General features: G+C 68.1%; 16 protein-coding genes. 4 read left to right on the forward strand and 12 right to left on the reverse strand.

The features are described 5' to 3' along the window. Positions 1–6: 6 nt before the first annotated feature. Complete coding sequence (locus ACFW6D_RS09995; protein ID WP_379326677.1) at positions 7–615, forward strand: TetR/AcrR family transcriptional regulator; 609 nt, start codon at positions 7–9, stop codon at positions 613–615. Between the two features lie 37 nt (positions 616–652). Here the strand turns inward: ACFW6D_RS09995 and ACFW6D_RS10000 are convergent, their stop codons facing one another. The 5 genes from ACFW6D_RS10000 to ACFW6D_RS10020 form a co-directional block, all read right to left on the reverse strand. After that, positions 653–1,198, reverse strand: coding sequence for an ABC transporter permease (locus tag ACFW6D_RS10000; protein WP_379326679.1), 546 nt, complete (start codon positions 1,196–1,198; stop codon positions 653–655). Between the two features lie 24 nt (positions 1,199–1,222). Beyond that, positions 1,223–2,242 carry a medium chain dehydrogenase/reductase family protein gene (locus tag ACFW6D_RS10005; RefSeq protein WP_379326680.1) on the reverse strand — a complete coding sequence of 340 codons (1,020 nt, stop codon included), beginning with the start codon at positions 2,240–2,242 and terminating at the stop codon, positions 1,223–1,225. Positions 2,243–2,329: 87 nt separating this feature from the next. Then, entirely contained in the window at positions 2,330–2,899 is a 570-nt protein-coding gene (locus tag ACFW6D_RS10010) for a TetR/AcrR family transcriptional regulator (RefSeq protein WP_379326681.1), read from the reverse strand. A 33-nt stretch (positions 2,900–2,932) separates the two neighbouring features. Continuing rightward, positions 2,933–3,748 carry an SDR family oxidoreductase gene (locus ACFW6D_RS10015; protein WP_379326682.1) on the reverse strand — a complete coding sequence of 272 codons (816 nt, stop codon included), beginning with the start codon at positions 3,746–3,748 and terminating at the stop codon, positions 2,933–2,935. A 4-nt stretch (positions 3,749–3,752) separates the two neighbouring features. Continuing rightward, positions 3,753–4,532, reverse strand: coding sequence for a crotonase/enoyl-CoA hydratase family protein (locus tag ACFW6D_RS10020; protein WP_379326683.1), 780 nt, complete (start codon positions 4,530–4,532; stop codon positions 3,753–3,755). A gap of 254 nt (positions 4,533–4,786) precedes the next feature. On the opposite strand from ACFW6D_RS10020, the gene ACFW6D_RS10025 reads away from it, so the two are divergent. Then, positions 4,787–5,206: a YciI family protein gene (locus ACFW6D_RS10025; RefSeq protein WP_379326684.1), complete on the forward strand. Its 420-nt coding sequence runs from the start codon at positions 4,787–4,789 to the stop codon at positions 5,204–5,206. Between the two features lie 6 nt (positions 5,207–5,212). Then, on the forward strand, positions 5,213–6,493 hold the full coding sequence (locus tag ACFW6D_RS10030) for an RNA polymerase sigma factor (RefSeq protein WP_379326686.1): 1,281 nt from the start codon (positions 5,213–5,215) through the stop codon (positions 6,491–6,493). Between the two features lie 100 nt (positions 6,494–6,593). Here the strand turns inward: ACFW6D_RS10030 and ACFW6D_RS10035 are convergent, their stop codons facing one another. Continuing rightward, positions 6,594–7,391 carry an LLM class flavin-dependent oxidoreductase gene (locus ACFW6D_RS10035; protein WP_379326688.1) on the reverse strand — a complete coding sequence of 266 codons (798 nt, stop codon included), beginning with the start codon at positions 7,389–7,391 and terminating at the stop codon, positions 6,594–6,596. Positions 7,392–7,494: 103 nt separating this feature from the next. On the opposite strand from ACFW6D_RS10035, the gene ACFW6D_RS10040 reads away from it, so the two are divergent. Beyond that, positions 7,495–8,853, forward strand: a complete 1,359-nt coding sequence (locus ACFW6D_RS10040; protein ID WP_379326690.1) for an MFS transporter — start codon at positions 7,495–7,497, stop codon at positions 8,851–8,853. Between the two features lie 55 nt (positions 8,854–8,908). On the opposite strand, the gene ACFW6D_RS10045 is transcribed toward ACFW6D_RS10040, so the two are convergent. The 6 genes from ACFW6D_RS10045 to ACFW6D_RS10070 form a co-directional block, all read right to left on the reverse strand. Beyond that, positions 8,909–9,373 carry a nucleoside deaminase gene (locus ACFW6D_RS10045; RefSeq protein ID WP_379326692.1) on the reverse strand — a complete coding sequence of 155 codons (465 nt, stop codon included), beginning with the start codon at positions 9,371–9,373 and terminating at the stop codon, positions 8,909–8,911. Further along, positions 9,370–10,350, reverse strand: a complete 981-nt coding sequence (locus ACFW6D_RS10050) for an ornithine cyclodeaminase family protein (protein WP_379326694.1) — start codon at positions 10,348–10,350, stop codon at positions 9,370–9,372. Before ACFW6D_RS10050 ends, ACFW6D_RS10045 begins: the two co-directional genes overlap by 4 nt. A gap of 28 nt (positions 10,351–10,378) precedes the next feature. Beyond that, positions 10,379–11,305, reverse strand: a complete 927-nt coding sequence (locus ACFW6D_RS10055; protein ID WP_379326696.1) for an ABC transporter permease — start codon at positions 11,303–11,305, stop codon at positions 10,379–10,381. Beyond that, positions 11,302–12,363, reverse strand: coding sequence for an ABC transporter permease (locus ACFW6D_RS10060; RefSeq protein ID WP_379326850.1), 1,062 nt, complete (start codon positions 12,361–12,363; stop codon positions 11,302–11,304). The genes ACFW6D_RS10055 and ACFW6D_RS10060 overlap by 4 nt, the downstream gene beginning before the upstream one ends. Positions 12,364–12,515: 152 nt before the next feature. Continuing rightward, positions 12,516–14,234, reverse strand: a complete 1,719-nt coding sequence (locus ACFW6D_RS10065; RefSeq protein WP_379326698.1) for an ABC transporter ATP-binding protein — start codon at positions 14,232–14,234, stop codon at positions 12,516–12,518. A 6-nt stretch (positions 14,235–14,240) separates the two neighbouring features. Further along, positions 14,241–15,233: a BMP family protein gene (locus tag ACFW6D_RS10070; protein WP_379326700.1), complete on the reverse strand. Its 993-nt coding sequence runs from the start codon at positions 15,231–15,233 to the stop codon at positions 14,241–14,243. Between the last annotated feature and the right edge of the window lie 106 nt (positions 15,234–15,339).

Here is a 15,339-nt window from a genome sequence, read left to right on the forward strand (position 1 = left end):
CACCCGGTGGCGCGTAGACGTGGGTGGGGCGGCAGTCCGCCGGGTGACGATGCGGAGGCCGCGCGCCGAATCATCGCTGCCGCAGTCGAACTCATCGGCCGAACCGGTGCGGAGATCAGCATCGCCGACGTGGCGGAATCGCTCGGCGTCATCCGCCAGACCGTCTACCGGTATTTCCCCAGCGCCGACGCGCTCATGACCGCTGCGGCGATCGCCTCGGTCGACGATTTCCTCGACCGTCTCGCCGGGCAGGTGAGTGGCCTCGGTGACCCCGTCGAGGCGATGACCGAGGCCGTCGTCTTCACCCTCACCGACGTCCGCCGCACGCCCCACCTGGGTATTCTGCTGTCGAGCTCGTACTCCAACGCCAATCCCGACAGCCTCACCTCCGAGGAGGCACAGGCCTTCGGCATGACCATGATCCGCCGCTTCGACGTCGACTGGACCGCCCACGGCTACGACGAGCCCGCCCTGCGCGAACTCGTCGAATACGTACTGCGCACGATGCAATCGTTCTTCCTGTCACCGGGCAACCCGGCACGTTCTGATGAAGAACTGCGCCGCTACCTGCGCCGATGGATGGGATCCGCGATCGGCGCGCAGCAACCGAACTGAGCGTGCCCGCCCGGATTTCGGACGGGCACGCTGGGACTCAGTTCGCCGCGGCGATTCTGCGCGGCTCGAACGCCGCCGCGAGCAGGTAGCTGCCGCCGCCGGCCAGCGCGAGGGCCCAGTACAGGTAAGCGCCGTCGAGAAACAGTGCGGCGGTGGAACTTACGGCGAGCCACGCGCCGAGCGTGTATTGCAGCACGTCGCGATAGGCGGCGCCGCCTGCCAGGTAGAGCAGTCCGACGATCAGCCCGGAACCCGTCGGCCAGAGCGTCGCGGCGGTGTCGGGACCGAGCGCCGTGATCAGGAAGAACAACGCCGCGAATCCGATCAGCCAGGATGCGCCGAGCAGATTTCCCACCACCGCTTCGCGTCCCGTCGCGCCCCGTTGGGCTCTCATGGAGACAACTGTCGTGATGACCATGGCCGCGAGCAGACCGCTGCCGAGGAGCACGGTCGGCACCATGTCGGGCAGGTCGAGCAGGGGATTCGTGCCATGGGACAAGGCGAAGGAACCGTGTCCGATCAGCCAGGCGAAGCCGAAACTCAGGTAGATCGGGCGGTTGTCGAGGATGGGGGATGCGTACATGATCGATCTCCAGGGTGTGAGCGGTCAGGCGCTGACGAGGACGACTTTGCCGGTGACGGTGCCGGATTCGGCGAGCTCGAGTGCTCGGGCGGCATCGGTGAGGGGGATGCGGGCCGCGACCTGCGCGGTGACGGTGCCCGCGGCGGCGAGCGCGAGCACCTGGGTCAGGTCCTCGGCGATGCGGGCGCGGAAGCGGGTGATGTTGCGCTTGCCGGCCCAGAGGTTGTAGAAGTGCGCACTTCGCTTGTTGGGCAGCATGTTCCACCACAGCAGCCGGGCGAACAGTTTCAGGACGGGGAGCCGGGAGCCGCCCTCGTCGTTCTTGGTGGCCGCGGTGCCGTAGGAAACCAGCGTGCCGCCGTCGGCGAGCAGGTCGAAGGAATCGGTGATGCCGGGCCCGCCGACGTGATCGAACACGGCATCGACGCCGTGCGGTGCGAGAGCCTGAACCTGGTGCGGCACATCGCCTCGATAATCGACCCAGGTGGCGCCCAGTGCGGTGACCGCGTCGGCATGACGAGCGGACGCGGTGCCGATCACGTGAATGCCTGCGGCACGGGCCAATTGGACCAGCGTCGAGCCGACACCACCGTTGGCGCCGTGGACGAGAATCGTCTCGCCCGGCGCGACCTCGGCGACCCGGTGCAGCATCTGCCATGCGGTGATCCCGTTCACCACAAAGGTTTCCGCCTCGGCGGCGTCGAGGGAATCGGGCACCGGGATCAGGTCGGCGGCGTCGAGGTCGACGTGGCTGCTCCAGCCGCCGATCTTGGTCAATGCGGCGACCCGCCGGCCGACGAGCGTGGCATCGTCGGCCTCGATCACCGTGCCGACCAGGTCGTAGCCGGGCACGAACGGGAACGGTGGCTGGTCGTAGTACTTGCCGCGCCGCATCTGCTGCTCGGCGAACGACACCCCGGAGGCGTCGACACGGACCAGCGCGCGGCCGGGGCCGGGGGCGGGGAGTTCGCGATGGGTGACGAGCAGGCCGCTGGGGTCCACTCGCCCGGGGAGGACGATTTCGGTGGCGGTCGTGGTGTTCATCAGGTGGGCCTTTCGGTGGTGTGTGACTGGTCAATCACTCTTGATGTAAAAGAAAGCTCCAACCGCGAAAAGGCTGGAGCGCGAAGGTCAGTGGGCGTTCGGGTGCCGCATGCCGGTGGTGAGGGCGGTGGCCCACGCGCTGTCGTTGTCGTCGAGTCCGAGGGTGGTGACGAGGTGGCAGAGCTGGCCGTAGGCGATGAAGTACTGGATCTGTTCGGGACTGGCGCCGGAACGACGCTGCACGAAGGTGGTCACCTTCTCCAGGCCTCGACGCAGTGCGTCGGCGATCTCGGGAATGTCGGTGGCGGACTGGGCGTGCACCTGCAGCATCAACAGACTCTTGTCGGCGATGAGTCGGGCGTAGGCGCCGCCCATGTCGTGCAGGATGTCGGCGGGGTCGGTGGCGGTGGAATTGGCTGCGCCCGTTGACATTGCGCGTTCGACCAGTTGGAAACAATGGTCGAGCGCGGCGACGAACAGGGCGACCTTGCCGGGGAAGAGTTTGAACACGTAGGCGGGGGAGATGTCGGCCCGCGCGGCGACCGTGTTGATCGGGGTGCCGTGGTAGCCGGTCTTGGCGAACTCGATGATCGCGGCGTCGACAACCGCGTCACGCCGGACGTCCGAGGTGGAGAGGGTGGCACCGCGCTTGGTCATGTGAGTGACTGTACACTCACTCTTTTTGGAGTGTCAACACTCTGACTTGAGATCGGCGAGGGCGGTATCCACATCCAGGCCGGTGAGACTGTGCCGGATACTGCGCATGACCAGGCGTAATGGCCGCGGACAGTCCTGGACGGCGGAGAATCGATCGGTCGCCACGATGCGCGCCGGTGCGGCGAGGTGGTCGCGGACCCGGGTCATGAGTTCGTAGCGGCTCAGGGTTTCCGCGCCCGCGATGTGCACGACACCCGACATGTCGGCGAGCTGCTCGAGCGCGGGGGCCAGGCTGGGTAGATACAGCGGATTGCACACGATATCGGTGCGCGCCTGGATCTCCGATGTGGCGAAGCGGGCCAGGAATTTGTTCGACAGTGGGCTGCGTCCGTAGACGAGGGGAAGGCGGACGACCAGGTGGCGGTCGTGCGCGAGGACCAGGTCCTCGGCGGCCACCTTGGTCTCGCCGTAAATGTTGATCGGTGTGCGCGTTGCGCTTTCGTCGTAGTGGTCGGCCGTGCCGTCGAAGACATTGTCGGTCGACAGGTACACGAGTTTCGCGCCCGTGTGGTCGATGGCGTCGAGCAGCGGCTGCATCGGAGCGACGTTCGCGACATGGGCCGCGACTGGATCACGCTGCGCGGCACCGAGATCCACGACTCCGGCGGTATGGACCACCACATCGAAACCCTGCTCGACGAGTGTCCGTACCCCGCCGGAATCGGCGAGATCCACCGGGACGAGCCCGTGCCCGCCCCGGCTGGTCCCGACGACCTCGTAGTTCTCGGCAAACTGCGCGTGCAGTGCGCTGCCGACGAAACCGGAGGCGCCGAGGATCAGGATCCGCATCGGGTCAGCGCGCCTGCCAGTTCGGCTTGCGCTTCTGCGCGAAAGCCATGGCGCCCTCGCGCATGTCCTCGGTCTGGGCGACCGCCACGATCTCGCGGTTGGTCTGATCCCAGGCGGCGTCGTCGGCGAGCTTGCCGTCGATGATGCCCAGCGCCACCCGCTTGCTCGCCTGCACCGCCAGCGGCGCGTTCTCGGCGATCCGCTCGGCCAGCGCCAGTGCCGCGTCGAGTACCTCGGCGGCAGGCACGACGCGGTTGATCAGGCCCAGTTCCAGCGCGCGGGCCGCGGTGATCGGCTCACCGGTGAGGATCATCTCCATCGCGACCTTGCGTGGCAGCTGCTCGGGCAGGCGGAACGCGCCACCGGCCGCGGCGAACAGGCCACGGGCAACCTCGGGCAGGCCGAAAGTGGCGGTCTCGGCGGCGACGGCGAGATCACTGGCCAGGACGAGTTCGGTGCCACCGCCGAGCGCGAAACCGTTCACCGCCGCGATCGTCGGCTTGCTGATCGGGTGCCGCACATACCCGGCCAGACCCCAATCCTCGTGTCCCGCAGCCAGAATCGACTCGCCACGGCTCAGCGCCTTCAGGTCCGCGCCCGCACAGAACGCCCGCTCGCCGGCACCGGTGAGGACCACCGCGCGGATCTGCGGGTCGGCGTCGGCCCGCTCGAGCGCCTCGCCGACGCCGGTGCTCAGTTCGGCGTCGACCGAGTTCATGGCCTGCGGCCGATTCAGCACGATCACGAGCACATGCCCGCGTTGCTCGACGAGAACTGCGCTCACGAGTGACTCCTTCACTAGGTGGCTGTCAGCATGACAAACCCCGTCGATCTGTATCACGCCGGATGGTCTCGGATATCCGAATCGGGGATTCGTGTCGGTTCGTCGGCGCGCGCACGTCCCGCTCGTCGTAGGCTGCCGAACACTCGCGAAAAAGAATTTTCGGCCGGGTGTCGATCCGCAGTGGTGCCCGTTCGACCTAGGGATGAACGCAGGGCCCGGCAGGCGGGTCCACACCGAATCGAGGAGACGAAACCATGAAGTACATGCTGATCATGCGCGCCACCGACGAAGCCTGGGCCGCGGCGGCCGATATCGACTTCAACGAGATGCTCGAGACGATGGGCAAGTTCAACGACGAGTTGATCAGCGCCGGGGTGCTCGTCGCGGCAGAGGGGCTCGAGGACGCGGCCGAAGGCGTGGTCGTCGACTACTCGTCGGAGCCCCCGGTCGTCACCGACGGGCCTTACGGTGAGACGAAGGAACTGTTCGGCGGTTTCTATATTCTCAACGTGGCCTCCAAGGAAGAGGCGATCGAGTGGGCCAAGCGCATGCCGGTTGTCGTACCGGGCACCAAGACCGAGATCCGCAGGGTCCCGAGCATCGACGAATTCCCGCAGGACAATGTCTACGTCGCCAAGGAACGCGCGTGGCGTGAAGCCACCGGCCAGCTCTGAAACACGATGAGCGACAACCACACCGGCCGTGAGGCCGTCGCCGCCGTCTGGCGGATCGAATCGGCTCGCATCGTCGGCGCGCTCGCCCGCTACACCCGCGACTTCGCGATGGCCGAGGATCTCGCCCAGGAGGCACTGGCGGAGGCACTGGTGACGTGGCCGCGTGAAGGCGTGCCACGGCAACCGGCCGGGTGGTTGCTCACCGTCGGCAGACGCCGGGCGATCGACGCGTTCCGGCGCCGCGCCGCCCTCGACGACCGCTACGCCGCCCTCGCCGCAGACCTCGGCGAGGGCGACGCGCTCACCGGTGGCGACCCGGTGCGCGCGGCGCGGGACGTGCTGTGGGATCCCGACCAGATCGACGACGACGTGCTCGCACTGATGTTCATCTCGTGCCATCCGGTGCTCTCGCGCGAGGCGCGGTTGGCCTTGACCTTGCGTGTGGTCGGCGGCCTGACCAGCGACGAGATCGCCAAGGCGTGCCTGGTGCCGACCGCGACCGTGCAGGCCAGGATCACCAGGGCGAAGAAGACGCTCGGCGCGGCCGAGGTGGCGTTCGAGGTGCCGCCCGTCGGCGAACGCCGGGCCCGGCTTGGTTCGGTGCTCGGCGTCATCTACCTGATCTTCACCGAGGGATCCTCGGCCAGCACCGGCGACGACCTCATCCGCTTCGACCTCGCGGGGGAGGCGCAGCGGCTGGCCCGCGTGCTCTCGCGGCTGATGCCCGACGAACCCGAGGTCTACGGCCTGCTGGCGCTGCTCGAACTGACCGCGGCGCGGTTTCCGGCTCGCATCGGGCCCGACGGTGAGCCGGTGCTGCTCGAGCAGCAGGATCGCCGCCGCTGGGATCGGTCGGCGATCCGGCGCGGACGGGCCGCGCTGGTGAAAGCCGGTGAAGTCGGGCGTGGACTCGGCGCCTACGGTCTGCAGGCCGCGATCGCCGAATGTCATGCTGTCGCACCGTCTGTCGAGCGGACCGACTGGGAACGGGTGGTGGTGTTGTACGAGGCACTTGGTCGACTCGCCCCCTCTCCGGTGGTGGATCTCAACCGGGCGGTGGCTGTGTCGATGGCCGACGGGCCCGCCGCGGCCCTGCCGATCGTCGACGAGATCGCCGCATCGGGGGCCATGTCCACCTCGCATCTGCTGCCGAGCGTGCGCGGCGAACTGCTCACCCGCCTAGGTCGCGCCCCCGAAGCTCGTGCCGAGCTGACCGAAGCCATTCGCCGGTGCGGCAACGAACGCGAAAAGGCGGTTCTCGCACAGAAACTCGCTGCCCTCGCCTGATCAGCCGCACTTCTGCGCGATGCAGGCAGTGTCGTCGCCCCGGCCGCGCGGTGCGGGCAGCGCTGTAGGACTATGCCGCAACGGAATTCGGCGGGACCACTCAGCTGGGTCCTCGGCGCACGCGGGTGATCGCTTCCGCCTTCGTGCACCGCATCGGCAACTCGGCCAACCACCAAGTGGCGCCGGCCTTTTCGTAGGCGTCGCGGTCACGGTCGGTGGGTGCGGCGATCACCACCTCGAACCCGTTCAGGTCGCCACGGTGTTCGGCGATGATCGCCAACATGTCGACGAGCTCGCTCGGACTCGCTTCGGGGCAGAGCCCGTCGGATCGCGCGGCCCGTCGTAGCGGGGCCTGACGGACGGACTGAGCGGCGACCCAGATCGGGATGCGTGGACGTTGGACGGGCCGAGGCAGAAATCGCACACCGTCCACCCGGTAGGCGGGCCCGTCGTGATGGACGACCTCGCCGGACCACAGTGCGGTGATCACTGTCAGCGCCTCGTCGAGCCGTTTCGCCCGATCGCGCGGGGCGCTCACCTCGCCGAGCAGGGAGAACTCGCCGGTCGCGTCGGAGCCGAGACCGACGCCGAGCACCAGCCGGCCGTTGCTGAGCAGATCCAGGGCTACAGTTTCGCGAGCCACGTCTTGCGGTCGTCGACGTGAGAGCGGGGTGATGCGCGGACCGAACACCACCCGGGTGGTCGCGGCGGCGATCGCGGCCAGCCCGATCCAGGCATCGCCGACCGCCAGATCCGGTTCGTGCGGGCGAGCCACGTGGTCCCAGACGAACACGCCGTCGAAGCCCGCCGCCTCCGCTTCCGCGGCGATCTCGGCCAGTACTCGCGGGTCGGCGAGTTCACCGAACGGCGGCAGATATACCCCGTGTCGAAGGCGCATAACCGCAGTGTAGAGGCATTCGGGGGCGGTGTTCGTATGGCCGTAACGTTTGTTCGCGAGCCGGCCGGGTAGCCCTTATTGGCGACGACGAGAGGTTTTGTGGATGTCACAGGAATCGAAATCGGTGCTGCACCGGGCTATCGGTGCATCGGCGATCGGCAATGCGGTCGAATGGTTCGACTACGGTGTCTACGCCTATCTGGCGACCTACATCGCGAAGTCGTTGTTCCCCGGCGACGGCGAATCCGGGATGGTCTACACGCTGCTGGGCTTCGCCGTATCGTTCCTGATCCGGCCGGTCGGCGGCATGATCTGGGGCCCGCTCGGCGACCGCATCGGGCGCAAACGGGTGCTCGCCATGACGATTATTCTGATGGCCGGATCGACAATGGCCGTCGGCCTGATCCCGAGCTTCGAGACGATCGGCATCGCCGCCCCGATTCTGCTGTACGCGCTGCGCATGATCCAGGGACTTTCCGCCGGTGGTGAATACGGTGGTGCCGCGACATTCATGGCCGAATACGCCCCCGATCGTAAACGCGGCTTCTACGGCAGTTTCCTCGAGGTCGGCACGCTTGCCGGGTTCACCCTCGGCAATCTGGTCGCGCTGCTGCTGGTGAATGTGCTCGACGACGCGTCGATGAATTCGTGGGGCTGGCGTATTCCGTTCCTGATCGCCGGTCCGCTCGGCCTGATCGGCATGTACCTGCGCAGCCGGGTGGAGGACACCCCGGTGTTCCGCGAGGTCGAGCGCAAGGACGAAACCGAGGAGGTCGCGGGCGTCTACCGCGATCTGGTGACGAAGTATCTGCGCCCGGTACTGACCCTGTTCGGCCTGGTCATCGCGTTGAACGTCGTCAACTACTCGCTGCTCAGCTACACCCCGACCTACCTCGGTTCCACCCTCGGCATGGAGGAATCCGATGCGTTGCTTGTGCCGTTGATCGGCCAGGTCGCGATGCTGTGCACCTTGCCGTTCCTCGGCGCGCTCTCCGATCGGATCGGGCGCAAACCCATGTGGATGTTCTCCTGCGCGGCAATGATGATCGCGGTGATCCCGGTCTACCACCTGATCGGCTCCTCACTCACCGGCGCCATCGTCGGCTTCGCGATCCTCGGCCTGCTCTACGCACCCCAGCTGGCGACGATCTCGGCGACCTTCCCCGCGATGTTCCCCACGATTGTCCGCTTCGCCGGCGTGGCGATCGGCTACAACGTCGCCACCTCGATCTTCGGCGGCACAGCCCCGGTGATCAACGAGGCCCTCATCGCCGCCACCGGCGACAACATGATCCCGGCCTACTACATGCTCGGCGCCTGCGCGGTCGGCCTGATCGCCTCCTTCTTCCTCATCGAAACCAAGGGCGTCTCCCTACGCGGCACCCAGGTCCCCGGCACTCCCGAGGCGATCGAGGAACAGCGCGAACTGGGCGAGCCCGAGGAGTTCGTCGCGGTGAAGTAGACCGCACACCGGGGGCGCGGCATCGACATGATGGCGCGCCCTTCGTGTGTCCGCGCTAGGTGTTCGCGGCCGCGCGGAAGACAGTGAGTGCTTCCTCGCCGAGATGTGGTCCGCTGACCTCGACCGCGATGTTCGAACTCGCGACGACCTCGGCGCAGGTGAGTGCGAAACTCGGGCCCGGCGGCAGGATAGGGCCGAATTCGGTTGCGGCCGCGGCGAAGACGATGCGGCCGACCCCGGCCCACACCATCGCGGCGGCGCACATCGGGCACGGTTCGCCACTGGCGTAGACGGTGGCGCCGCGCAGGTCGGCGGCGGTTGCGCGGGTGACGGCGACCAGTTCCGCGTGGGTGGTGGCGTCGCCGGTGGTGTGCACCGCGTTCACGCCTTCGGCGACGACAGCGCCGTCGACGGCCACCGCGACGGCGCCGAAGGGGCGGTCGCCGAGCGCGAGTGCCTGCCCGGCGAGGTCGATGGCGCGCCGCAGATGGGTGCGGTCGATATCGGTGAGTTCGCTCATGCGGTGAGATCCACTTCCGTTCCGATGCCGTTGGCGCGGGCCTTGTCGATGAGCAGGCGGGCGGCGGCCAGGTCCTGCAGGCCGATACCCACCGAATTGAACAGGGTGATGTCACGGTCGCCGCGACGGCCGGGTGCCCGGCCCACGATCACCTCGCCCAGCTCGGTGCCCACCGCTTCCTGGGTGATCGAGCCCTCGGCGATGGCCAGCAGGGTGTCCCCGGATTTGGTGAGCGTGGTACCGACCGAGTCTACGACGACGACGGATCGGCTCATGGCCTCGCCGTCGACCTCGCGATGATCGGCGCGTGGCGGCGCGCCGACGGCGTTGACGTGCAGACCGTCGCCGAACCAGGAGCCGTGGACGATCGGTTCGCGGGAGGGGGTGAGGGTGCACAGCACGTCGGCGGCGCGGGTGACGGCCTCCGGGGATTCGAGGCCACGGACGTCGAGACCGAGGTCGCTGATCGCGGTGCGGAATCGGTCGATCGTGGCAGCCGTGCGTGACCAGACCACGACGGTCTCGAGCTCGCGAACCGCCGCGATCGCGCGGGTGTGTTCGACCGCCAGGTTGCCAGCGCCGATCAAGCCGAGCACTGAACTGTCCTGGCGGGAAAGGTATTTCGTGGCGACCGCGCTGGCCGCCGCCGTGCGGACGGCGGTGACGAGACGGCCGTCGATCAGCGCCTCGCACGAACCGTCGGCCGCGGAGGTCACCACGATCACCGACCGCTGCACCGGCAGTCCGCGTTCGCGATTGGCGGGTAGGTCGGCGAGCAGTTTCACCGCGGCCGCCCCCGCGGATTCGGCGGCGGCGACCATCGGAACGAAGGCGGCCTCGCCCAGCGCCATCGCTGGAGGTGCGGGCACGAACGCGGTGCCGAGTGCAAGGTCGGCGTGTGCGCGCTCGACGGCGGCGAGCACCTCGCCACGGTCGAGGACAGCGGTCACATCGGAATGCGACAGGATCAGAGTCAACGGTGGCTCCTACGAAAGTGGTGGCAGGTCAGGAAGTTCGGGCGAAGGCGACGGTGAGGTCACGCGGCGAGCGGCTGTTGCCGACCAGGCCGCTGACGGCGACGATCGCGATCACATAGGGCAGCATCACCAGCAGTGCGAAGGGCACATCGACACCGAGCGCGGGCAGGGCGAACTGCAGTGCCTGGGCGATACCGAAGAACACCGACGCCCAGATCACGCCGAGCGCACGCCAGCGGCCTGCGATCACCGCGACCACGGCGAGATAGCCGATGCCGCCGGTCATGTTGTCGCTGAACGAATGCACTTCCGACAGTGCGAGTTGCGCACCGCCGAGGCCGGCGGCGAACGCGGCCAGCAGCACGCACCCGTAGCGGACGGCTTTCACGGGCAGTCCGGTGCGGTCGGCGGCGACGGCGTCCTCACCGATCGCGTCGATCACCAGGCCGAGCTTGGTGCGTCGGGAGAACACGAAGGCCAGGACGGCGACGACCGCGATGCACAGGTAACCGAGCGCTGTCTGCCCGAACAGGGCCGGACCGATCACCGGGATATGGTGCAGCGCAGGTACTTTCAGCGCGTCGAAACCCGGCACGCTGTGGCCCTTGCCGTCGGCGAGCAGCAGACGCGCACCGTAGGTGGTGGCGCCGAGTGCGAGGGCGTTGCTCGCGATGCCGACGACGATCTGATCGGCCCGAAGGCCGATACTCCAGATCGCCTGCAGCGCACCGAAGATCAGCGCGGCGAGCACCGCGGTGGCCGCGCCGAGCACCGGCGAACCGGTGGTGACCGCGCCGAGCACGCCGGCGAACGCGCCGGTGAGCATCATCGCCTCCAGGCTCAGGTTGAGCACGCCCGCGCGCTCGCTGACCAGCTCGCCACTCGCGGCGACGAGGATGGGCAGGGTGAAACCGATTCCGCTGGTAGCGATGTCGGTGACCGTGTCGAGGCTCATCGTGGCGCTCCTGCCGGATCGGCGGTGTCCACAGCGGAAACCGGTGGGGGTGCAGCGGGTTCGGATGGGCGTGTGCGGTAGGTCCAGAGCACGGCGCCCGCGATGAACACGATCATCAGCGACTCCACGACCGAGATGGTCGACGCGGGCACGTTCGCGGCCAGTTGCAGGTTGATCCCGCCGGAGACGAGGAACCCGAGCAGCAGCGACACCGCCACGACCGCGGCCAGTGAGCCACGCGCCAGCAGGCCGACGACCAGACCCGAGAATCCGTACCCGGACGAGAACCCTTCGGCGAGGACGAACGGCGCCGTCGCCACGAGCAATCCGCCCGCGACACCGGCGAACGCGCCCGCCGCCGACAGGCTGAGGAAACGCAGCCGCTGTACCGGCAGTCCGAGCCGGGCCGCCGCATCGGGATTGAGCCCGACCGCGCGCAATCGGGTGCCGAGCGCGCTGTGGCGCACCAGGATCGCGGTGCCGAACGCGGCCAGCACGGCGATCCACAGGGCAATGGTCGCGGGGGAGCGTTCGATGCCGAGCAGGGGCAGATGCGCCGCCGCAGTGAGCTGCTCGGATTGCGGCAGGGTCTCCGAGGACGTGACCGGCTGGCGTAGCAGCGCGGGCTCGTGCACGACCAGCAGCACCAGCGCCAGGCCGACGAAATTTAGCAGCAGCGTGGTGATGATCTCGCTGGTGCCACGCGCGACCCGCAGATACGCCGCGATGGCGGCCCACAGCCAGCCCGCGGCCGCCGCCCCGAGCAGTACCGCGGGCAGGGTGATCGCGGCGGGCGCGCCGGTGAGCGTGGTGCCGATCGCGGTGGCGGCGATGCCACCGGCGCAGATCTGGCCCTCACCACCGACATTGACCAGCCCGGCACGGTGGGCGATGGTGAAGCCGACTGCCACCAGCATCAAGGTGGCCGCGACATTGAGCGAGGCGCCGATCGCGTAGTCGCTGCCGAACATGCCCTCCCACAGTGCCGTCATCGTGGCGCCGGGGGCGGCACCGGCGACGGCGGCCAGGGTCAGCCCGATCACTCCGGCCGCGAGCATGGCCGCGACAGCGACGACGATCGGGTGGTGTGCCCACTGGCGCAGGCATGACGGGTGCTGCTGTCCCGGGGACAGCTTGCCGAGACCGCGTAGGACGTCCAGCGAGGTTCGCCGAGGTGAGTGCTCGGTGGTCGTGGTCTGACTCGGTGCGCTCATGCCGCGACTCCCATCATCAATTCGCTGATCTGTTGTGCCGCTGCGGGATCGGAGGTCTCCACTGGTCCGGCGAGGGCGCCGCGATACGCGACGAACACCCGGTCGCACAGCGCCAGCAACTCGGGCACTTCGCTCGAGACCACCAGCACCCCACAACCGGTGGTGGCTGCGCGACGCAGCTGGGTGAGCACGAAATCGACTGCGCCGATGTCCAATCCGCGCGTCGGCTGGGCGGCGACGAGGCAGCGCAGGTTCGCGGCGGACAGTTCGCGGGCCAGCACCACCTTCTGCTGATTGCCGCCCGACAGCGAGCTCATCGGCACCCACGGTCCGGCCGCACGCACATCGAAGCGGTCGAGTTCAGCCTTGGCGGCCCGGCCCATCGCCTGTTTGTCGAGGAGTCCGAAGCGCCGGAAGCGCCCCAGTCGGCCCAGGAAGAGGTTTTCGGCCAAGGTCATCTCGGCGACCATCGCGTCGCGGTGGCGATCCTCCGGCACGATACCGATGCCGAGTCCGGTCCGGGTCGCGGGGTTCGCGGTGGTGATGTCGGTGTCGGCGAGGGTGACGGTGCCGCCGCTCACCGGGGTGCCGCCGGCCAGGACCGCGACGAGCTCGCTCTGCCCGTTGCCTTCGACGCCGGCGATCCCGACTATCTCGCCGGGGTACACAACCAAGCAGGCGTCGTTTAGTGCGGTGCTGCCATCGGCGCGATGGACGGTGACCCGGTCTACGGTGAGAACTGCTGCTGCGGAACCGGATTCGTTGTCCACTCGCGGTGCGACCGATTCGGCGCTGTGCTCGACAATTGGTGCGCGCGTGAGAGTTGATGCGGTGGAACCGGTTTCGCCCATCGGCACCGAGATTTTGCTCGTGGTGATGGAACGCGGTTCAGCAGCGTCCGGTCCGCTGATCGAGGTAGGTGCCGCGCCGACCCGGTGAGTCACCGCGTCGGCGGGATCGAGCCCGATGGTCGCGGCGACGGTCGGGTCGAGGTCGGCGGCGGTGCGCCCCACCATCGCGGTGAGCAACTGGGCGATGCTCGTAGTCGACATCCGACCACCACCCGCCACCGTGCCGCGTCGCAACACGGTCGCCGCGTCGGCGACCCTGGCCACCTCGCCGAGCTTGTGCGTCACCAGCACCACGGCCTTGCCGTCGGCGGCGATGGCGCGGCAGGTGTCGATCAGCGCGTCGATCTCGGCCGGATCGAGCACTCCCGTCGGTTCGTCGAGCAGGATGAGCGACGGATCGCGCAGCAATGCCTTGACGATCTCGACCTTCTGCCGGGCGCCCACCGGCATCGTCGCGACCTGCTGGTCGAGTTCCACGCGTAGGCGGTAGCGCCGCGCGATCTCGTCGAGTCGGTCGGTGAGATCCTGGCGGCGCAGCCGGAGTCCGTGCTGGGTGAGCAGCAGGTTCTCCGCGACGGTCATGGTGGTGACCAGGCTGAAGTGCTGGTGCACCATCGCGACACCGGCGGCCATCGCGGCGGCGGGGGAGTCGGGTCGGAAGTCATTGCCGCTTAGCTCGATCAGTCCCATGTCGGGTCGGAAGCCGCCGAAGACGAGGTTGCACAGCGTGGACTTGCCCGCGCCGTTCTCGCCGAGAATGCAATGGACAGTGCCGGATTCGACGGTGACGTCCACATCGTGGAGCGCCTGGACGTCACCGAAGCGCTTACCGACCCCGTGCAGAGTCAATGCGGGAGTGCTCATCGCGGATCAGTACGGCTTGACCGCGCCGGTGGACAGCGCCGTTTTCGCCTTCGCGAGCGCGTCGGCGACCCCGGAGTCCTTGCTGCACAACACGAAATCGGTGCCGTCGTTGGGCGAGGTGAGCCCGAATCGCACGTTCTCGGCCCTCCACGAGTTGTCGAGAGCGGCATTCACCGCGAACTCGACCTCGGCGCCGATATCGGTGTGTACATAGCCCAGATACGCGGGGTTGGTGCAGTCGCCGGGGATCGGCCCGCCGACCAACGTCGCGCCGGACTGGGTCGCCGCCTGTTCCATACCCGCCTTGCCCAGGTTCACGATCTGACCGAGCGTGCCGGCGCCCGCGCCGTAGTCGGCCAGCGCGGCCTGCTTGGCCTTGGCGGGATCGTTGAAGTCGCCCAGATACTGGGGAGTCAGCACCGTCGCCTCGGGCTTCGCGAAACGCGCACCGTTGCCGAAAGCCTTGGCGGCGTTGACAATCGCGGGCAGTTCGACACCGCCGATGAAAGCCACCGTGCCCGACTTGGAGCCCGCCGCCGACACCGCGCCGCTGAGGAATTCGGCCTCGGCCTGCTGCGGGTCGTAGTAGGCGAGGTTGGCGAGGGGCTTCGCGTCGGCAGGGCCACCGATCTCCACGAACTTCACGTTCGGGAACTGCGGTGCCACCTTGCGTACGTCGGCATCGGTCTGGCCGCCGAGGGAGATCACCAGGTCGTTGGTGGAGGCGAAGCGGACCAGCGCCTGCTGGTAGTCACTCGCCGCGACCTGCTCGACTTTGCTGAGTTCCACCTTGTCGCCGAGCTTGTCGGCGATGCGCTGGTAGCCGAGATACCCCGACTGCATGAAGCCGGTGTCCGAGAGCGAGCCGGGGAAGAAGACGCCGACCTTCAGCTTGCCGCCCGATGCCGAAGTCTCGCCGGAACCGCAGGCCGACAGGAGGGCGGTGGCGGCCAGGGCAGCCGAACCGAAGGCGATCGCGCGCCGGGTGGACTTGTGCACGGGGTACTCCTTGATCGAACGAACCGCCCACTTAGCGGTATACCGTTAAGTGTCAGCCTGGGGCTGGTTGATGACGGGCGGATTACCGAAAAGTAAGAAACGATCG

Source organism: Nocardia sp. NPDC058705 (assembly GCF_042749305.1).
Taxonomy (GTDB): Bacteria; Actinomycetota; Actinomycetes; order Mycobacteriales; family Mycobacteriaceae; genus Nocardia.